Below are 20,516 nucleotides of genomic sequence, written 5' to 3' on the forward strand. Positions count from 1 at the left end.
ATCGCCTCCCGCTCGCCTAAGTCCCCTCCCCGCCCCCCTCACCATCCCGATCATGTCCTTCGATACCTACTCCGCCTCCGTCATCCGCTATCCCGAACTCGGATTCTCCCTCGACTCGTCGTTGATGGACCTCGACGCGTCCTTCCTCGCCGAAATGGAGCCCAAGGTGGCAAAAGCGTTCGACGACATGAAAGCACTGGAATCCGGGGCCATCGCCAATCCGGATGAAGGACGGATGGTCGGACACTACTGGCTCCGCCAGCCCTCCCTTGCCCCGAACGACGAACTGCGCGCCCAGATCACCGAGCCACTGACCGCCCTCAAGGAGTTCGCCGAGCAGGTCCACACCGGACGGGTCGCTCCTCCGGGCGGCGGCCAGTTCCGCAGGATCCTCCTGATCGGCATCGGCGGCTCGGCCCTCGGCCCGCAGCTGGTCAACGACGCAATCGGCGACCAAGCGAGGCTTCCCATCCTGTTCTTCGACAACACCGACCCCGCCGGAATCGACCGGACGCTCGCATCGATCGGCAAGGAAGGCCTCGCGACCACCCTCGTTTTGGTGATCTCGAAATCCGGAGGCACGCCGGAGACCCGCAACGGCATGGTCGAAGCGAAGGCCGCCTACGACGCCGCCGGCCTCGACTTCGGCAAACACGCCGTAGCCGTCACCGGCACCGGGTCGAAGCTCGACAAGTTCGCCGACGAGCACGGTTTCATCACCCGCTTCCCGATGGAGGACTGGGTCGGTGGCCGCACCTCGGTGATGTCGACCGTCGGACTCGTCCCGGCCTCGCTGCAGGGACTGGATATCGACCCGTTCCTCGAAGGCGCCGCAGCCATGGACGCGGAGACCCGCAAGACCGATGCCTCGACCAACGCGGCGATGCGGCTCGCGCTGTGCTGGTATGCCGCGGGCAACGGCAAAGGCGAGAAGGACATGGTCGTCCTTCCCTACAAGGACTCTCTGGTACTATTTTCGAAGTACTTGCAGCAACTCGTGATGGAGTCGCTCGGCAAGGAACTCGACCTCGACGGCAACAAGGTGAACCAAGGCATCGCAGTTTACGGCAACAAAGGTTCGACCGACCAACACGCATACGTCCAGCAACTCCGGGACGGCGTCCCGAACTTCTTCGCCACCTTCATCGAAGTCCGCAAGGGCCGCGACGGCGACACCATCGAGGTCGAGCCCGGCAGCACCTCCGCCGACTACCTGCAGGGTTTCCTCCGCGGCACCCGCAAGGCCCTCTACCAGTCAGGCCGCGGATCGATCACCCTCTCGATCCCCGAGGTCAACCCGTTCCAACTCGGCCTGCTGATCGGCCTCTTCGAGCGTGCCGTGTCGTTCTACGCGTCACTGGTCAACATCAACGCCTACCACCAGCCGGGTGTCGAAGCCGGCAAGAAGGCGGCTGCCGATTTCCTGGATGTTCTCAACGGCGTCCGCAGCCGGATCACGGCCGACGCCAAGACCGCCGGCGACATCGCCTACGAGATCGATGCCGATCCCGAAGACGTCTACCACTGCCTGAACCACCTCGCCGCCAACGGCGAGGTCCAATCTTCCCTCGGCAAGGAACCGAACGAAGACACCTTCTCCCTCTGAAGGTAGGGCGGAGCGCCCCCGCTCCGCCGCCCCAGGAACTTTCTTCTGATGCAGGACGGCTTCCCAGCCGTCCCGCCCGTCACTCCTTCAGGAGAAACTTCGGGAAGTCCGCGACCTTCGCGCAGCCGACCTGCTCCATCACCTGCTGGAGCTGTCGCTTGAGCATGTTGATGGTGTGGTGACCGCCATTGCGGCCCAGCGCTCCGATTCCATACATGAAGGTGCGCCCCATGAACGCGAACTTGGCTCCGCTGGCCAGCGCCGACGCGACATCGGGCCCGGCCCGCAGACCGCTGTCGATCATCATCGTCGTCCGCTCCCCGAACTTCTCGGCCAGGGCGGTGAGCGGCTTGATGGTCGACTGACCGGAGTCGAGCTGACGACCGCCGTGGTTCGAGACGATCATTCCGTCGACGCCGAGTCCGATCGCCTTCTCGGCGTCCTCCTCGTTGACGATGCCCTTGATCACGAGCTTGCCCTTCCATCGCTCGCGGATCGCGCTGATCTTCTTCTCATTGAGCCGGCCCGAGAAGGTCTTGTTCATGAAGAGACCGAGGTGCTTCATGTTCAGCCCCTTGGGGATGTACGGCTTCATCGTTTTGAATTCCGGAATGCCGGCTCCGAGCTGGGAGAATGACCACGTCGGATGCGTGCACATCTGGAACACGTTGCGCAGCGACATCTGCGGCGGAATGGAAAGTCCGTTGCGGATCTCCTTCGGCCGATAGGCGAAGGTCGGCGTATCCGCCAGAATCACGAGCACCGGACACCCGGCAGCAGCAGCGCGCTCCAGGAGCTTGTCGCGAAGGTCATCCTCGGCCGGGTGGTAGAGCTGGAACCACGCCTTCCCGCCGGTGATCTCGGCGACCTCCTCGATGCTGGCGGTACCCACCGTGCTCAGAACGAACGGAATATTGTGGGCCGCCGCAGCCTCCGCCAGAAACTCGCAGCACTTCGGCCACATCAGCCCCTGCAGCCCGATCGGGGCGATCCCGAACGGCGCGTCATAGGTCTCTCCGAACAGCTCGGTCTTGAGGTCCGAACCCGGGTAGTCGTTCAGATAGACCGGCTTCAGCTGGACCTCCCGGATCTCGTCGGTATTCCGCTTCAGATTGACCTCGGAAAAGCAGCCTCCCTCCAGATAGTCGAAGGCAAAACCGGGCATCCTCCGCTTGGCCTTTGCCCGCAAATGCTCGGTTGAAGGAACTTGGGAATCGAAAAAATCGGACATTGTCGCGGCATTGATGCTCCGGGCCGCGAGCCGCCGCAAGTCCGCATCGTGGCTTGCGTTCCGGCCGCAACTTCCTTCTCGCCCGCCGGTTCCAAACGTGGAGCATGAGCGCGATCGCAACGCCCGTCCGGTTTCTCACCATGCCCGATACACCCCCAGCGCCTACCACCGACGACGACAACGCGGTGGATGTGGCGCTCATGGAGCGTATCGGCAGGGGCGACGAACAGGCGTTCCGTGCCTTGGTCGAGCGCCACCAGAATGCCGTGGTCGGCACCATCGCGAAGATGCTCCGCGATCCGATCGAAGCAGAGGACCTTGCCCAGCAGGTCTTCCTGCGGATCTGGAAGCACGCCAAGCGCTGGCGCCCGGAAGCGAAGTTCACGACCTACCTGTTCACCATCGCGCGCAACCTCGTTTACAACGAATCGCGCCGTCGTTCGCGACGGAAGGAAATCTCGGTCGATGAGCGTCAGGAGGACCGCGGCTACGAGCCTGCCGGTGACTCGCGGGCGGAGCCGGATGCGGAGGCCGAGCGCTCCGAGATGCATGAGGAGATCGACACGGTGATCGCTTCCCTGCCGGAGGCCCAGCGAACGGCTGTCATTCTCTACTCGTACGAATCGCTGGCTTACGAAGAGATCGCCGAAGTACTCGGGACATCCGTCTCGTCCGTGAAGAGCCTGCTGTTCCGCGCCCGGACCACGCTCAGGGACAAGCTCTCGCACCTGACGGGCTACTGAGGCGGCCGAGGAATCAGTTTCCGGAACGGAACGCTTTCCGGAGTGGCAGCCCCCCCAGGACTCGAACCTGGAAATACTGAACCAAAATCAGGTGTGTTACCAATTACACTAAGGGGCTCCGGTGCCTGCGGCGGGGCGAAAGCTAGGGTCATGCCCTGCGGATGGCAATAGGGAAATTGCCGCCCGGAATCGAAATTTCAGCGGAGTGAAAACACCCGCAAACTCAGGGATTTCCGTAGCAAATCAAGCTGCGGTCACCCCGGATCAGGAGCTTCCCGTCGAGGACGACCGGCGACGCGATCACGCTCTGGCCGGTCTCAACCTCGACGATATCTTCAAGGCCCTCGTCCGTCACCTTCGCGGCAAACAGGACACCATCCTCGCGAACGCAATAGAGGACGTTCCCGGCAAGCACCGGTGACGAGTAATAGATCTGCGCACCCTTCGGCAGTTTCGATTCCCACAGCACGTCGCCGGACTTGGCGTCGAGGCAGGTGATCTGGCCGCGATCCTTGCCACTGTCGGTCAACAGGTAGACCTTGCCGTCGTGAGCCGCCGGAGAAGCGGCGTCGGTTCCGAGGTCCTTCTTTTTCCAGAGGAAAGCCGAGTCGGTAATGTCTCCCGATCCGCCGAGTTTCACACCGGCGAGCTGCCCGCCACGCGCGTAGGGCACCACCGCGATCCCGTCGGTCGCGACCGCCGAGGCGATCACCCGCCACATGCCGACCTTCTCCGGGTTGAATCCACCACAGGTCCAGAGCAGCGAGCCGTCGTCCGCCGCGTGGCCGGTCAGGTGATCCGCACCCCAGTTCACGATCGTTTCCTTGCCATCGAGATCGAGCACCAGTGGCGTCGTGTAGGAGTCCCCCGATTCCTTCGCGGTATCGAATTCACGGTCGACCTTCCACGCGACCTCTCCCGACTTCTTGTCGAACGACACCATGTAGGAATTGCCGTCCGTCTGCATGACCGAAACCACCACCCGGCCGCCGGCGAGCACCGGCGAGGTGCCGACATCCCACCACAGCTTGTCCTCGCCAAAACGTTCGAAGAGGTTCGTCTTCCACAGCAGCTTGCCCTCGAAGTCGAAGGCCGCCAGCTCGCCCGACTTGAAGTAGGCGAAGACCGACTCTCCATCGGTGACCGGGGAGGAATTCGCGGAGCTGCCGACGCGCTGGCCACGGCCAGGGCGGATTTTGCCGAGCGAAGTCCGCCACAGCTCCTTCCCCTGCATGTCGAAAGCGACCAAACCGTCCTTCCCGTCGATCGGGGCACTGACGAAAATCCGCTCCTTGGCGACGATCGGAGTCGAGCACGCCCGCCCCGGAAGCTCGGCCTTCCAGAGCACGCCTTTGTCTCCCGCGAACTTCGACGGGGCGCTGTCGATCTCGACCGATCCATTCTGGTTCGGTCCGCGCCACGCGGGCCAATCGGCCGCGATCAGGCATCCGGCTCCGAGGGCTCCGATAGTGAGGGAAAGACAAAGGTTTCTCATGCTGCTCCCTTACTCGCCGATTCGCCCTGATCTCTCAAGCCCTGATGGAGGAACGGGTTCGCCCGCCAAATCCACCTCCTGTCGGAATTCGCCACAAACTATGCGAATTCCTCCTAGAACTCGGGCGCTCCTGCTTCATCGTGGGTTACTGCCATTTCAAACCCAAATCTTCCCGTCTCCTGCAGCCTGCCCGGGCTGGGGTGCCGGGCCCCTTGCACCCATGACTGGATCCACGAAGCCCGGCGCTCGCCACGTGGCACCGCTATCGATCGCCCTCGGACTGGCGGTATTGCCCGTCCATGCCGCCCTCGTCCACCGCTGGTCGTTCAACGAAGCCCCCGGCGGGGCTCCGAACAATTACGAAATGATCGACAGCGAGTCGGGTTGGTCCGCTTTTGTGAAGGGACAGGACTCAACCTTCGATGGCACGACGCTGCGCCTGACCGGCACGTCGAACGGCAATCACTCGACCAATTTCCTGTCCGGCTACGTCGATCTCCCGAACGGCATCATTTCTTCGAAAACGAACCTGACCGTGGAGGTCTGGGCAACGCCGGAGGGGTTCGCAAATTTCGCGCGGATCTTCGACTTCGGACGCGTTGCCGGCTCCGGGTTCGGCAATGGCGAGGACGGTGAAATCATCGACAATCCAGGCCAGGGCCAGATTCCGGGTACCACCGGTGCGGAGGACACCCTCTACCTGACCTTCTGCCGGGCCGGCAGTCTGAACGAGCAGCGGATGGACGCGTTCATCGCGACAACCACGGGCGTGATGACCGATACCAATCACGCCACGACGTCAGGCATTCGGCACCACTACGCGATGACCTTCGAAGACGGGGTCGGAAACTTCGGCGGGTCGGGTGGCCGTGTCCGGTGGTTCCGCGGCGGAGTCGAGATCGCCTCGGCGGATGTCGATTTCCACCTGAACGAACTGGAAGACGTAAACAACTGGCTCGGACGATCCCAGTGGACCGGCGACACCCTCGCCAACGCCTCCTACGACGAGTTCCGTATTTACGACCACGCACTCACGCAATCGGAACTGCTCGCCAGCATCAACGCCGGCCCGGATTCTCTTTCCACCACACCGGTCTCCGCCCCCGCTCCCGACAACCTGTGGATCTTCGACGACGGGGAGAATTCAGAGCTCGCGAGCGGCGCCGAGTTTGTCGACACCATCGGCTCCGAAATCGCCACCGTGAGAGGCCAAGGAGCCACCTTGACCCAAACCGAACTGACGCTTCCTGGAACCACCGACGGCAACCAGCCGGGTTCGACCATCTCCGCCTACCTCGACCTGCCCAACGGAATCGTTTCCGCAACGCCGGGCGTGACCTTCGAAGCCTGGGTCACCCCCCTGTCTTCGAACAACTGGCAGCGCCTGTTCGACTTCGGCCGCTGCACCGGCAGTTCGGGACTGGGCGCGGAACCGGGAGAGATCATCGACGGACCCACCGCACCCGGCGGGACCAGCGGCTACGATAACCTGAGCCTGTCGCTGAACGACGGCGGCAACATGAACTCCCAGCAGCTTGAGGGAGAGTTCAACGATGGTGGCCCGATCTACACCTTCTCACCCGCCGTCACCACAGCCGGGACCGAGTATCACTACGTTCTCGTGATCGAGGATGGAATCGGTGAATTCGGTGCCAGCGGCTGCCGCGCAAGCTGGTACCGCGACGGCATCCTCCAGAATACCGACGACTTCCCGTTCCTGATTCAGGACATCCAGGACGTGAACAACTGGATCGGACGTTCGATGTATTCCGGTGACTCGAACTCGAACCTCGCCCTCAACGAACTCCGCATCCATCGACGCGCGCTCGCCCCCGCCGAGACGGTCGCCAGTTTTCTGGCGGGAGCCGACCCGACTGCGGGACCTCCCGAACCGCCCGCACCCGCACCCGTTCCGGCGCGGCGCTGGGACTTCAACACGCCTGTCGAACCCGCCCTGCCCGATACCGAGTTCATCGATGCGGCAACCGGCGAGGTCGCGACGGTCCGAGGCAACGGCGCCCAACTCGACGGCAGCCAACTGGTCATCGGCGCGGGACTCACCAACGGCCAACAAACCGGCGAGAACATCTCCGCCTACCTCGAGTTGCCCGACCACTTTGTCTCCGGCTTCAATGACATGACGGTCGAGCTCTGGCTCACCCCCCTGTCCTCCAACTGGTGGCAGCGGATCCTCGACTTCGGCAATTGCACCGTGACCCACGGCACCGGCGCGGAACCTGGCGAGATCATTGACGGACCGGTCGCCCCCGCGGCCTTCGAAGCCAGCGACAACCTCTTCCTCTCGCTGAACGCCGGCGGCACGCTGGGTGAGCACCGGTTGGCGGCGAAGCTGAACGCGGGAGGTGAGACCGGATGGAACTCCAACCTCTCGGCATCCACCTCGACCGGTCAGGAATACCACATCGTCATGACGGTCGAGAACGGCGCGGGTGGGAGCGGGACCACCGGATGCGAAGTGAAGTGGTACCGCGACGGCGTCCTGCAAACCACCATCTCGGTGCCATTCCGCCTCAAGGACATGGAGGACGTGAACAACTGGATCGGGCGCTCGAACTGGTCGGGCGACTCGAACTCCCACATGGCAATCAACGAGCTCCGCGTTTACGACCGGGCGATCACCCAGAAAGAGGTCAATACCTCGGAGACGAACGGCCCCGATGCCGTTTTCCCTCCCCCGGTCGCGATCAACGACTCCGCCACCCTCAACTTCGGTCAGAAGGTGCTCGTCGACATCCTCGCCAATGACACGGGCGGCCCGCTTGGATCCACCGTTTCGATCCTCTCTCCTCCTGCAGCGGGAACCGTTACGGTTCAGGCCGACGGCAGCATCCTTTACGCCCACGATGGCAGCGCGACGGCGACCGACAGCCTGATCTACGAAGTGAGCGGTATCGGCGGCACGTCGGCACCTGCAACGGTCGACTTCACGATCACTTCGGAGCTGAAGATCGCCAACCCGTCGCTGGCGATGCCCGACGCACCGCCGCCGACCTCGTGGGAACTGGTCGATGCGCTTCCGGGACTCACTTTCAACGAACCGCTCTGCATCAGCTTGATCCCGGGCAATGACAAGCGAATGTTCGTTTGCGAACGGATGGCCAAGATCAAGCACGTGCCGGATGTCACCTCGGCCAGCCCGACACAGAACACCTTCCTCGACCTGCAGGCGGTGGTCGCCGGCCGCACACCCACTGAGACGATCGAGGATGGCGCCAATGCCGAGCACGGATTGCTCGGGCTCGCCTTCCATCCGGACTACGCAACCAATGGCTACTTCTACGTCGCCTACACGGTTCGCATCAACGGCGGCTCCTACTACCAACGCGTCTCGCGATTCGAAGTGAGCACCGGTGATCCAGATGTCGCCGACCCCGCTTCCGAGTCGGTCCTGATCGAGCAACTCGACGAAGGTTCGAACCACGATGGTGGCGACCTCCATTTCGGACCCGACGGCTATCTTTACTACGCCGCCGGCGACGAGGAGAACTCAAACCGCGGCCAGCAAAACAGCCAGAAGGTCGACGGGGATTTCTTTTGCGGGGTGTTCCGCATCGATGTCGACAAGCTCCCGGGCAACCTCGAGCCGAACCCGCACGCGTCGATTCCGACCGATGGCGGCATCGCGCGATTCTCGATCCCGGCCGACAACCCGTTCATCCACACCTCGCTCGGAGGAACGTGGGACGGAGCCTACAACGGCATCGCGGTCGCCGACCTTAACGCGGTCCGCACCGAGTTCTGGGCCACCGGCCTGCGCCACGTGTGGCGGATGTCATTTGACCCCGCGACCGGCGACCTCTGGGCCGGCGACGTCGGACAGAACACCTACGAGGAGATCAACCTCGTCGAGAAGGGCGTGAACTACGGCTGGGCCTACCGCGAGGGCGCCCACGACTTCGGCACCGTGCTCGGTTCACCGCCGCCCGGATTCTCCAGCACCGATCCGGTCTACGAATACGTCCACACCGGCATCGCCGGCGGCGACGCCAGCTTCAAGGGCAACTCGGTCGTCGGCGGCTACGTCTATCGCGGCACCCGTTTCCCCGAGCTCGTGGGACGCTACATCTTCAGCGACTCGGTCTCGGGACACGTCTGGGAAATGGAGACCGGCACCGGCGCGACCACCCGTCTGACCGGCCTGCCCGGGGCCTACGGCGTGATCTCCTCCCAAGGCCTCGACCCCTACAATCAGGACCTGCTTTTCTGTGCCTACCTGACCGGCAAGATCATGCGCCTGACGAAGAGCAGCGACCTTGCCAGCGGATTCCCGCAGACGCTCAGCGAAACCGGCCTCTTCGCCGACCTCAGCGACCTTTCGCCCTCCCCGGGGCTCGTCCCCTACCTGCCGAACCTCAAGTTCTGGAGCGACCACGCCGACAAGACCCGCTGGTTCGCCATCCCCGACGGCACCAGCAGGATGACCTGGCAGAAGGAAGGCCCATGGGACTACCCGACCGGCGCGGTCTGGGTGAAGCACTTCGATCTCGCCCTGAGCCGAGATGATCCGGGTACGAACAAGCGGATCGAGACGCGCGTGCTCGTGAAGACCGACGACGGAGTCTATGGCGTCAGCTACCGCTGGAACGACGCCGGGACCGAAGCCTATCTCGTGGAAGACGCCGGCACTTCGTTCGATCTCGCGATCGACGATCACGGCACGCCTCACACCCAGCGCTGGGAAATCCCGGGCCGCACGAGCTGCCTGACCTGTCACGACGACCGCCCGCTGTCCTTCAACACACGGCAGCTCAACCGGATCGCCGACATCCATGGCATGCTGGGGAACCAGATCGTGACGCTGTCTTCCGCCGGCTACCTCGACAACTCACCGGATCCGGTGGACACCCTGCCCTTCCACGTCACGCCGGAGGAAACCCAGTATCCGCTCGAGCAGCGGGTGCGTTCCTACCTCGACGTCAACTGCGCCTACTGCCACCAGCTCGGCGGGTCGGTCGCGGGATTCTGGGACGGCCGCGAGAGCCTGACCTTGGAACAAACCGGATTGATCCACGGAACCGCCGTCAACAATGGCGGCGACCCGTTCAACAAGTATGTCGTCCCGGGCGACACCTTCCACAGCATCGTGCTCAACCGGGTCGCCGAGACCAATGGCTTCACCCGGATGCCGCCGCTCGCGACCTCCGAGCACGACGAAGTGGGCATCGACCTCCTGACCCAATGGATCCAGAGCGAGTTGCCAAGCCATGTGCTTTATGACGACTGGGCGATCAACTTCCCCGGCATCGGCGGACGCAATGACGACGGCGACGGCGACGGCCGTAGCAACTACGACGAGTTCGTTCTCGGCACGAACCCCCTGTCCGCCTCGGATGCTCCGGTGGTTCAGGCGGCGGATGGCTCACTGAGTTTCAACCGCAAGGCCTTCCGGATCTACGACATCCGGACCAGTACCAACCTCGTCGATTGGGAAAGCTGGAACGTTCCGGAGAACACGTCGATCTACGAAACGAGCGACCGGCTTGAGACCATCGCTCTTCCGATCGGCAGCGACCCTGCGCGCTTCTTCCAGCTCAACGTGGTCGAGCCCTAAGAGTCCGGTCGAGCGGTCTTGCCAGCCACCGCCCCGCCGTCCAGCCTTCGGACCGATGAAGCCCGAAGACGTCGCGGCGAGCTACGACAGGCTCGCGAGCCACTGGGATGGCGACTTGTTCCATCGCGAGAACGGCATCGCCCAACACCGGCGTGCCTTGGCATTCCTCGACCACCGCGGGCGGGCCATCGACATCGGCTGCGGCAGCAGCGGACGGATCGTCGACCTGCTGCTGTCCGAGGGCTTCGACACCGAAGCACTCGACATCTCCACCGAAATGCTCGCGCTTGCACGGAGGCGACACCCCGATCTCACCTTCCACCATGCCGACATCTGCAAGTGGACGCCGCCGGGCCTCTACGACTTCGTCTCCGCGTGGGACAGCATCTGGCATGTGCCCATGGACGAACAGGAGCCCGTCCTCCGAAAACTCTTCAACGCCCTGAGTCCCGGAGGCATCTGCATCTTCACCAGCGGCGGACTCGATGAACCGAGCGACACCGACAACCCGTGCATGGGGGAGCCGATGTACACCGCGGCTCCCGGCATTCCGGCCCTACTCGAAGCCGTCTCGGACTGCGGCTGTGTGTGCCGGCACCTCGAATACGACCAATTCCCGGAGAAGCACCTGTATCTCATCGTCCAGAAGCAGGCGCATCCATCCGGCTGACAGCCTTCCCGGGCTTTCCACGTTCCCTGTCGGCAGATGACCGTCCGATTCGCCCTCATCGCCTGTCTGCTCTCGGCTGCCGCCGCGGAATCGAAGCCACGTCCGAACGTCCTGTTCCTGTTCACCGACGACCAGCGCTTCGACACCATCCACGCCCTCGGCAACGAGCGGATCAAGACGCCGAACATCGACCGCCTTGTCGAAAACGGCCTCAGCTTCACCAACGCCTACATCATGGGCGCGAACTCGATGGCCGTCTGCACCCCATCGCGCGCCTGCCTTTTCAGCGGTCGCACCCTCTGGAATCTGGAAAGCCAGGGGCCGTGGGATTTCGCGATCCCGGAGCGCTACACGACGATGACGGGGGCCTTCCTGAAGGACGGCTACACCTGTTTCGCCGCCGGCAAGAACGATCCCGGCTTCGGCAAGAACGACCACTTCTTCCGCTCCTTCAACGCGGGCGACAACCTCTACTACCGCGGCGGCCACCGGGGGCAGAACCAAACGCCGTTGTTCTCGATCGATTGGGACGCCGATCCACCTGCAAAGGAGAAGCAAAAGCCGGACGGCACGTTCAACGCTGACCTGTTTGCCGAGGCCGCAGTCGAATTTCTGGAAAAGCGCAACGACGGCGACCCACCCTTCTTCGCCTACGTCTCCTTCATGACGCCTCATGACCCCCTCAACTGCCCGGAGGAATTCATGAAGCTCTACGCAGGAGAGGACATGAAACTCCCCGCCAATTACCTGCCCGAGCATCCCTTCGACGCGGGCGTCCATGACATCCGCGACGAGAAACTGATGAAGCGTCCGCTCACCGAGGACGGAGTGCGCGATCGGCTCGCGAAGTACTACGCCCTCGTGACGCACACCGACGCCCAGATCGGGCGAATCCTCGAAGCCCTGGCGCGGAGCGGCGAAGCGGACAACACCATCGTCGTCTTCAGTTCGGACAATGGCCTCGCTCTCGGAAGCCACGGACTGACCGGCAAGCAGAGCGTTTACGAGCACTCCGTCCGGGTGCCTTTGGTCATCGCCGGCCCCGGGATCCCGAAAGGCGAGCGGCGTGAGCAACTCTGCTACATCTACGACGTGTATCCGACCCTTTGCGAAAGGGCGGACGTTGAGATCCCGGACACCGTGCAATTCCGCAGCCTCGACCCCGTCATCGCCGATCCGGAAGCGAGCCATCGGGATCACCTCTACTTCGGCTTCATGTCATGGCACCGGGCGGTGAGGGATGATCGCCACAAGCTGATCAGCTACAGCGTGAACGGTGAGAGCCACACCCAGCTGTTCGACCTGGAAACGGACCCCGGCGAAACCCGCAATCTCGCCGGAGAGAAAAAAGTGCAGCCCGTTCTCAAGCGCATGCGAAAACTTCTCGAAAGCGAGCGGGACCGCCTGAACGACGGCAAGGCTGATGCCGAGCACATCAACGAGATGTCCAAGGCGTTCTGGGAAACCTACCGCCAAGCGGCGGAGTAGCATCCGGCCGCGGAGCAGCACCCAGCCCCGGAGCCCCCCTGATCAGCCCATGCAGCCCTCCGGAGTTTCTTAAGCCCCGACGGGGCGCCGGCATCTAGCCCCCGGGTTCACCCGGGGGTATTTGACGAATACACAATTGAAGCGCCGAAGGAGCGCAGGCGGAGCTGGTCGAGCGTGCACGTCTGCGTGGATTCCAGCTTCGCCTGCGCACCTTCGGCGCTACCCGTGAAATCGCGTCCTTCCAATCCGGCGAACCCTCCCCCACACGCAACAATCCCCCGCCGCCGGATCTCGGCGACGGGGGATGCTACTTTGATCGAATCAGTCCGACCGAATCATTGGACGTCCAGGCGGGCGAAGAAGCTCACCGCACCTCCCGTCGGGATCGAGGCCGTGATGGTGTCCGGTCCGGCGCCATTCTCCACAACCGTGAAGGTGACCGCACCGACCATGCCGCTTCCGGCCGGAATGGCCACCGTGGTCCAACCCGACAGGTCACTGCCGTATTGGAGGTTCTGGACGGTGTCGCCTTCGGCTTCATCGCTCCGGTTGAAGACCAGGATGAGGTTACCGCCCGACACGGTGCCGGTCGGCAGACCGCCGAGGTCGGAAACCGTCGGATCGAGACCGAGGAAGAACTCGAGCACGTTGGCGATACCGTCGCCATCGTTGTCCTCCTCACGACCGGTCAGAGTCATGCCCGGATAGTTGGTGAGCCAAGCGTCATAGCCGGCGAGTCCACCGGTGCTCAGGCTCAGGACTCCGGTCGCTTCGGTAAACGTCCAGGTGTTGGGACCGTCGGTAAGCGTCCACACATTCGCCGACTCGCTGAATGCACCGAGGCTGCTGTTCACCGAGAAAGTGAGCGAATACAGGGGAGAACCCACATCCTCCAGCGTCCAGGTATTGCCATCGGTCAGATCGGCGTTGCTGAGATCGAGGTAGAAGGTACCGTCGAACTGGGCGTTGCCTGCACCGGTGACCTTGTTGGTTACCGTGTCAGCCATCGGCGCGAAGACCAACTGTCCCGCTGCACCGAGAACGAGGTTGGATCCGGTATCCACGGTCGTGTTGCCCGTGTAGGTATTGACGCCACCCATCGTGGTCACGCCGGCCCCGGTCAGGGTCATACCGCCACTGGTGTTGGCTACGATGGTCGGAGTGCCGGTAACTGCGGCGGTATTTCCGATACCACCTCCCGACAAGCTGACGCTGGCGGTCGTGTAGCCGATCCCCGGATTGGTGATGGTGATTCCGGTCAGGTTTCCGCTGCCATCGAGCACCGCGACCGCCGTCGCACCGACACCGTCACCGGAAATCGTGACCACCGGCGTATCGATGCACCCGCCACCGCTGAAGCTGAGGCCGGCAGCACTCACGCCACCACCGGTCGGAGCAAGCAGGGACTGACCGACGGTGATGTTGTTGCCACCGTTGGAGATCACGCCGCCACCCGAGTGAACGTAGGCTGCGGTGAGGCCCGTGAGGAAGTTGGCGTTCGCCGCGTTCGCCGTGAGGGAACCCCCGTTGAAGTTCAGCGTCGCACTGCCACCGCCCTTGTAAACCGCCTTGGTCGTCACGTTGCCGCCGCGCAGGTTGACCACGCCGGCACCTGCGCCTCCACGCGCCAGTTGCAGGCCGTCGTTCGCCGCGACAATCGTCAGGCTCGCGCTGTCGGAGACCGTGAGCACGCCGGCTCCGTTCTCACCAATCCACATTCCGAGGTCACCCGTGCTGGTGTGATTGTAAACGGCGCTGCCGCTCAGTGACATCACGCCGACGCTGCCACCGGCGGCACCGAGCGTCACCGGACCCGCTTGGTTGTATGCGGCGGTTCCGGAAAGATTGACCACGCCCTGCGAAGGACCAAGGCCAACGGCAAGGAAGCCTCCGATGTTCGCGGTGCCGCCCGTTTGGCTGTAGGCGGCGAAGGCGCCGTTCGCACGGCCGACGGCGAGCTGACGGAACACATCGAGTGATCCCGAATTCAAGTGGACCGCTCCGGCACCGGTGCCGCTGCGTCCGATGTCGAGCGTCGAGTGGTAAGCCAGGAACGCACCGTTGGCCGCGCTGTTGTAGTTCACGGCCGCTCCGTTGATCTCAAGAACGCCATTCGCTCCTCCGTCGAAGCCGATGACTGCCTGAGCCCCCACGAGCGTCGAACCGTCGCCGGCCTGCCTCTTGTAGGAACCGTCCTGCAGGATCAGGGATCCGTTCTCGACCTGCAGTTGGGCCGTCGTGTCATTGAGCGCGTTGGTCAGAGTCAGCGAGCCGATGCCGCGCTTCACGATTCCGAGCTGGAAGTCGTGCGATCCGTCGTTGTCCCGGATGTTCAACCCTGAAGTCTCGGCTGTCGCGAGGTTCCAGAAGGTCCACTTCGTTCCCACACCGCCCGAGTTCTCAAGGATACCGGTTCCGACCGGAGCACGGCCGAGGAAGTCCTGATTGAGGGCGACGACGCCGCCCTGGACGTCGAGGTCTCCGGCGATATTGCCACCGTTGAGAACCAGCGTGCCGTCGCCGGTCTTGAGGAAGTCGTAGCCCGCGCCACCGTCGTTCGGCGCACCCATCCCGAAGTTGCTTCCGGCAGGAACGTTAACCGACCGGGTGTCGGTGAGGGTCACGGCACCGTTGGTCAGGAACAGGTCGTTGGTACCCAGGAACGAAAGGTTCGCGTTGAGGGTGACCGGCTTGTTCGGAGCAAGGAAGACCGGACCACCGCTGGTGTTGTCGATAACCCCACCGTTGATGATGAAGGCATCGAAGGCGTCATCCGTGGTACCGAGGGCTCCGGCGCTGTTGAGATTGAGCTGGCCGGCTTCGAGCGTGAAGTCGCCCGCGAAGGTATTGGCACCCGAGAGGGTCAGTGTGCCCGTTCCATCCTTGGTGACCGGACCGGTGCCCTGGATCGGGTTGGCGTATTCATCGCTGCCGGTCAGATCGAACACCAGTTCACCGAAGTCCCCGATCATGATCGACGAACTGTCCGCGATCGATCCGGTTCCGGAAATCACGAGGATACCATCCGTGACACTCGTGGCGCCGGTGTAGGCGTTGTCGGTCGTAAGCGTGACCGTCCCGCCGTTGTCGATCGAAACCGAAGCGCTGCCGTTGATACCGAAGCCGCCGCTGCTGGAGATCGTGTAGTCGTCGTTGAAGTTGCTGAACTGGACCAGTCCGGGCTCGACGTTCTCGGCAAGATTCACGTTGAAGAAGCCCGCACCGTCTTCAAACAGAACGGACTGGCCTGCGGAGAAGGTCGTGTCTCCGCCGGTGTTCGCCCAGTTGACCGACGCGGTGTCCCAATTGGCGTCGGTCATGCCGGTCCACGAGAGCGGATCGCCGGTGACCACCAGCACGATCTCGAAGCCGTTGTCCTGAATCTCGGCGGTCTGGCCACCTGCGAGAGGCGGAGAAAGGGTGCCAACCGCGAAGTCGGTCGCGACGGTTCCGCCATAGAATCCGCCGTGGTCGATGATCGGGTATTCCCAACCGCTCGGATCTCCGGTCCAGATACCGGCGGTGTTGGTCACGTTGACCGTCACCACTCCGTTGGCCGGCGTGGTCGTGATCGCGGTGTTGGCAACGACCACCTGATCCATCGAATCGCCGGCAGCCTGCAAGGTGAGCTGGGCATCACCTTGGAAGGTCAGGGTTTCAACGACAGGATCCGAAGTCTTCGCGGCAACATTGAACCCGGCACCGTCGGCGATGGTGAGCCCGCTCGAATCAACGACGCCGCCAGCACCGCCGAGGGCGAGTGTTCCCTCCGAAACCAAGGTCGGCCCGGTGAAGGTGCTGTCGCCAAGCAAGGTCAGGGTTCCCGATCCGGTCTTGGTCACACCCCCATTCAAGGAAATGCTGTCCTCCAGAAGAGGATTGTGGATCGTCACGTTGAACGCGCCCGTATCAAATGACGCGCCACCGCTGAGAATGTTCACCGCCCGGGTTCCGGTTCCGGCGAGGTTGATCCAGTTGCCGTCACTCGCAACCGCCTTCAGGATCCCGCCGTCGAAGTTGATGACCGCGGAATTCGTGTTGGAATTGGTGAAGATCGCATTGATCTGAAGCAGGCCGCCGTTCTCTAGGTTCAGCGTGTCGCTGCCACCGTTGTTGGCCGCACCCATGACGAGGTTAGAAGCACTTCCGCTGGCAGGCGGGCTACCGAGAATGGCGCTTCCGGCACCGTTGACGGTCACTTCCCGGTTGCCGGTGTTGTTGTTGATCCCCATCTGGATATCCGAACCGGCATTCAGATTGATCGTGCCGCCACCGGTGACACTGACGGTCGGGTCGCTGGCGTCGTACTGACCGACAATCAACCATCGAAGAAGCGTCGAGGCGACGTTCACCACCCCGCCGTCGACGTTGAGCGCGCCTTGGGAGCCCGCAGCGCCGGCGAAGCAGATCCGAAGGTCGTTCTCGACGTTCAGCGTGCCGCCGGTCTCAACCGTGACCGTTCCGTTGGCTACGTTGGTGTTGTTGCCGGCCCGCGCGATGTCGAGACCGACCGTTCCCGCACCATTGATCGGTCCGGTCACGTCCACGGTGCCACCCGTGATATCGAGCGTCGCGGTGCTGCCGTTCTCGGCGACATAGAGTCCGCGGGGGGCATTGAAATCACCTGTGCCGCTGACATTCACGTCTCCGACCGCGCCGTTGAACGAGCCGATGACCGCAAATCCCTGAACGGTGGCGGCATTCACGGTTCCGCCGCTGAGGTTATAGGTTCCGTTACCCGTTCCGTCGCGACCGACCACAAAGTAGGCTCTCGAGGTTGTCACGCCAGCGGTCTGGTTGACTGTTCCCATTCCGCCTTGGCCAACCCAAAGCTCGGCTTGCGCGGCGGGCTGCCGTTCGCTGCCGTCACCGCCTACGTTGAAGAATCCACCGTCAATGTTCACGACCCCTACGGAACCGTTCGTGTTGCCGAGCACCGCGTGGTCAAAGCGGGTGGCGGCATTCATCGTGCCATCCGTCAGGGTGAAGGTTCCGCTGCCCCCATCGCGACCGACGATGAACCAATATTTGGAGCCGATGAGAGCACCCGCCCCGTTCAGGGTCACCAAGTTGCCGGTGGTTCCGCCATCGGGAGCAACGATATGCTGCCCTGTGATGAGCGAACCGCCGGTAACGGTCAGCGCAACATTGGAAGTCGTGTTGGCCCCGGTAAAGAGCGCCCCAATCGTGTCCAGAGAACCGCCCGAGAAGGTCGGCTGGAAGGTCACGCCCGGAACGAGAAGAATGTCACCATTCGGTGCAGGCACACCGTTGTTCCAGTTCGCAGCGTCTGCCCAGTCGGTGCTGGTATCACCATCCCAGGTCGTCTGGGCCTGGAGTGAAGTGATCGCGGCCACGCTGGCGGCGGCGAAGGTTGCAATGAAGGGACGATCGGCCAGCAAGGCACACGTCCCCAAGCGGGGTCTCGTAGCATTCATGGGTTTCTGATGGGTTATGACTGGGGGCTTGTTGCGCGCTCCTGGGTTAAGAGGGCATGAGACAAGCTTGTGATATATAGGTAGCCCACGATTGCGTGGCGTGCATGTATCATCGCGAAGTAATTGTGTAATTTTACGACAAAACTTGGACTCCAATCCGGACGAACGGTTTGAAGATGCTTTCGACCAACCTGGGATTCTCCCGACGCGCCACCGGGATCCGAATTTTCCGTGCATTCTGACCACAAGCCCTAAATCCCTTATTTCCAGAGCATTCCATTACGTAAACCCACGCATACCAGGTCTCGATCAAGCTTGGCGGAAGATTCCCGGAGCGGCTGTCCGCCATCTTAAGACGCCAGCTTACGACCCGAAGAAAATGGGTGAATATCACCAGAACCGCTGCATTTTGTCCCATACTTTTGCGACACGCCGAGGGCTGAGATCACTCACCCGCCTCCCCACTTGAACGACGGGCGGAATGATTCGGATTCATCATTCCGAACTTTCGGAACGGCGCCCGAATGGTGCCCGGCTCTGCCAGTCAGTTCGCGGTGCCGGCCGGCAGCATGTCGAGACAGTCGAACGCGTAGCCCGGGCTGAGGAAATCGCGCGCCTGCTGACCGCTGATCGGCCAGATCGTGACCGTGTTGATTCCCTCGACGAAGGCCTCCGCCGGGACGTCGAAACGGTAAGTCACGTTGTTGCCCCGGTAAGAGCCGATGGTCATGCCCCGCGACTGCGGTTGGGATGAAGGGCCGGGATTCCGAGCCGACCAGTCATTGACGTGAATCTTCGGCCGGCCACCACTGTGGGCAGTCGTAATCCCGATCCGAATGGTGTGCGCCTTCAGCTGATCGGCGCTCAACTTGAAGTGGATCTCCCTCGACCCGTTGACCTTCGCCCACTGACAGGCGGGGAAGTTCGCGGCCTTGTCCTCCCCCACCGTGAAATTGTCCTCCATCCAATCCTCCATTCTCGGATCGGAAGGATGCATCAGCGAGAGCTTCGAGCCGTTGCGGAACTCGAGCGGCGTGCCATCCCAGTCGCCGATCCGCCAGACCGGCTCATCGGTAGACGGATCCTCATCGATCCGGATACTCGGAATCACGAGCGTTCCCTTCGCGCTGACCACGATCTCATCGCGATGCACCACGAGTTCGCCCTTGAAGATCACCATCTCGTACTTGCCCGGCTTCATGCCCTCGCACATCGCCTCACCCTTCCGAACTTCGGCCCAGTACTGCGCGTCGGCATTCGAGAAGGCCACCATGTAGGGGAAGCGTTCGTCCATCCCATCGATGTCCTCTACGTGCACCGCTCCCCGCTGATCCGATGGCACCATGCCCTTGAGGTTCAGCTTCGAGACAAAATCCATGTCAGGATACTCCGGCGCGCTTCCGTCGGTGAAACACAGCGCGTAGGGTCCGTAGAGCACACCGGAGCGTCTCGGCTCCGTCTGCAGGTGGCCGGAGTTCATGTAGTTGTAGACCTCGAGCTCGCTCCCGCTCTGGTTCTGGATGTCGCGGAAGAACGGGCCGCCCGATGAACTTTCGCGGTTTCCATACACGATAAACGCGCCGATGCCCTCGCCTCCGACTCCGCGGATCGAAAGATCCTTCGCCTGCTGGTTGCCGTAGTACTTGCTACGCGTCGTGCGGTCGGGCATCCGGAAGACATCCTGCGATTCAACCGCCCCGGTATTCCCCGCAACATCCGACGGCTCCGGGATCCGGCTGAACGGTTCGCGCTTGAGCCGCGCGATCCAGCGAAGCTCCCCGACGCGCGGCTGCTTCTCGGCATGGGTCGCCATGTAGATCGTGTTCTCGCCCTTGCGGACGATGTAGTAATGCGTCAGGTCCTCGACCACGCCGTTGGTCGAGTCGGTCTTGAGCGTGATCACGGCCATGTCGTCCTTCCTGCTCAGCTCGACCATGGTGCCCTTCGACCCAAGACCCGAGGCGATGTGGGACGTCTTCCGTCCCCGAAGCTCCATCCCCTTCCAGCGGATCGAGTCGATGTCGCCGTTGCTCCGCAGCACCCGGAAGACGAGCCCGGCTCCGGTATCGACCGTGTAGCGCTCGTTTTCCTCCGTCACCCCGAAATCTCCTGCCGATGCGAAACCCGACATCAGCAACATCCACCCGGCGGTTCCCAAGGCAGTCAGCATCCTTGACCCGCTCGCAGCTGAAACCCGTCTCATGACCCTCATGGGACCGGCACCCTAGGACCCAGCCCGCGGCGAGTCCAAGGCAACAGTGGGACGGCGCGCG

At 62.8% G+C, this 20,516-nt stretch carries 9 protein-coding genes and 1 tRNA gene; 5 read left to right on the forward strand and 5 right to left on the reverse strand.

The window, feature by feature from the left end; genetic code table 11:
• Positions 1-52: 52 nt before the first annotated feature.
• The gene (locus HAHE_RS00295) at positions 53-1,606 is read left to right on the forward strand and encodes a glucose-6-phosphate isomerase (RefSeq protein WP_338687526.1); all 1,554 of its coding nucleotides are present in this window, start codon (positions 53-55) and stop codon (positions 1,604-1,606) included.
• A gap of 79 nt (positions 1,607-1,685) precedes the next feature.
• Here the strand turns inward: HAHE_RS00295 and HAHE_RS00300 are convergent, their stop codons facing one another.
• The gene (locus tag HAHE_RS00300) at positions 1,686-2,837 is read right to left on the reverse strand and encodes an alpha-hydroxy acid oxidase (protein ID WP_338687527.1); all 1,152 of its coding nucleotides are present in this window, start codon (positions 2,835-2,837) and stop codon (positions 1,686-1,688) included.
• Positions 2,838-2,977: 140 nt separating this feature from the next.
• On the opposite strand from HAHE_RS00300, the gene HAHE_RS00305 reads away from it, so the two are divergent.
• Entirely contained in the window at positions 2,978-3,580 is a 603-nt protein-coding gene (locus HAHE_RS00305) for an RNA polymerase sigma factor (protein ID WP_338687528.1), read from the forward strand.
• A gap of 43 nt (positions 3,581-3,623) precedes the next feature.
• Here the strand turns inward: HAHE_RS00305 and HAHE_RS00310 are convergent.
• Positions 3,624-3,698 (reverse strand) — tRNA-Gln (locus HAHE_RS00310).
• A gap of 105 nt (positions 3,699-3,803) precedes the next feature.
• A complete protein-coding gene (locus tag HAHE_RS00315; RefSeq protein ID WP_338687529.1) occupies positions 3,804-5,075 on the reverse strand; it encodes a PQQ-binding-like beta-propeller repeat protein in 1,272 nt (423 codons plus the stop codon).
• A gap of 220 nt (positions 5,076-5,295) precedes the next feature.
• Between HAHE_RS00315 and HAHE_RS00320 the strand changes: the two genes are divergently transcribed.
• Genes HAHE_RS00320 through HAHE_RS00330 form a run of 3 tightly spaced genes read left to right on the forward strand, consistent with a single transcriptional unit; the run spans position 5,296 to position 12,805 of the window.
• A complete protein-coding gene (locus tag HAHE_RS00320; RefSeq protein WP_338687530.1) occupies positions 5,296-10,647 on the forward strand; it encodes a LamG-like jellyroll fold domain-containing protein in 5,352 nt (1,783 codons plus the stop codon).
• Between the two features lie 55 nt (positions 10,648-10,702).
• Positions 10,703-11,317 carry a class I SAM-dependent methyltransferase gene (locus HAHE_RS00325; RefSeq protein WP_338687531.1) on the forward strand — a complete coding sequence of 205 codons (615 nt, stop codon included), beginning with the start codon at positions 10,703-10,705 and terminating at the stop codon, positions 11,315-11,317.
• A gap of 36 nt (positions 11,318-11,353) precedes the next feature.
• A complete protein-coding gene (locus HAHE_RS00330) occupies positions 11,354-12,805 on the forward strand; it encodes a sulfatase-like hydrolase/transferase (protein WP_338687532.1) in 1,452 nt (483 codons plus the stop codon).
• 335 nt (positions 12,806-13,140) lie between these two features.
• Here HAHE_RS00330 and HAHE_RS00335 read toward each other — a convergent pair whose 3' ends face one another.
• Both HAHE_RS00335 and HAHE_RS00340 read right to left on the reverse strand, forming a co-directional pair.
• Positions 13,141-18,243, reverse strand: a complete 5,103-nt coding sequence (locus tag HAHE_RS00335) for a beta strand repeat-containing protein (RefSeq protein WP_338687533.1) — start codon at positions 18,241-18,243, stop codon at positions 13,141-13,143.
• A gap of 544 nt (positions 18,244-18,787) precedes the next feature.
• Positions 18,788-20,446: a rhamnogalacturonan lyase B N-terminal domain-containing protein gene (locus tag HAHE_RS00340; protein WP_338687534.1), complete on the reverse strand. Its 1,659-nt coding sequence runs from the start codon at positions 20,444-20,446 to the stop codon at positions 18,788-18,790.
• Between the last annotated feature and the right edge of the window lie 70 nt (positions 20,447-20,516).

It is taken from the genome of Haloferula helveola (assembly GCF_037076345.1).
In the GTDB taxonomy this organism is placed as follows: Bacteria; Verrucomicrobiota; Verrucomicrobiia; order Verrucomicrobiales; family Akkermansiaceae; genus Haloferula; species Haloferula helveola.

What these genes read in the sequence shown, in the direction of transcription:
- HAHE_RS00295 (WP_338687526.1), top strand. Translation starts at nt 53, where the DNA reads ATGTCCTTCGATACCTACTCCGCCTCCGTCATCCGCTATCCCGAACTC.
- HAHE_RS00300 (WP_338687527.1), bottom strand. Translation starts at nt 2,837, where the DNA reads ATGTCCGATTTTTTCGATTCCCAAGTTCCTTCAACCGAGCATTTGCGG.
- HAHE_RS00305 (WP_338687528.1), top strand. Translation starts at nt 2,978, where the DNA reads ATGCCCGATACACCCCCAGCGCCTACCACCGACGACGACAACGCGGTG.
- HAHE_RS00315 (WP_338687529.1), bottom strand. Translation starts at nt 5,075, where the DNA reads ATGAGAAACCTTTGTCTTTCCCTCACTATCGGAGCCCTCGGAGCCGGA.
- HAHE_RS00320 (WP_338687530.1), top strand. Translation starts at nt 5,296, where the DNA reads ATGACTGGATCCACGAAGCCCGGCGCTCGCCACGTGGCACCGCTATCG.
- HAHE_RS00325 (WP_338687531.1), top strand. Translation starts at nt 10,703, where the DNA reads ATGAAGCCCGAAGACGTCGCGGCGAGCTACGACAGGCTCGCGAGCCAC.
- HAHE_RS00330 (WP_338687532.1), top strand. Translation starts at nt 11,354, where the DNA reads ATGACCGTCCGATTCGCCCTCATCGCCTGTCTGCTCTCGGCTGCCGCC.
- HAHE_RS00335 (WP_338687533.1), bottom strand. Translation starts at nt 18,243, where the DNA reads ATGAATGCTACGAGACCCCGCTTGGGGACGTGTGCCTTGCTGGCCGAT.
- HAHE_RS00340 (WP_338687534.1), bottom strand. Translation starts at nt 20,446, where the DNA reads ATGAGACGGGTTTCAGCTGCGAGCGGGTCAAGGATGCTGACTGCCTTG.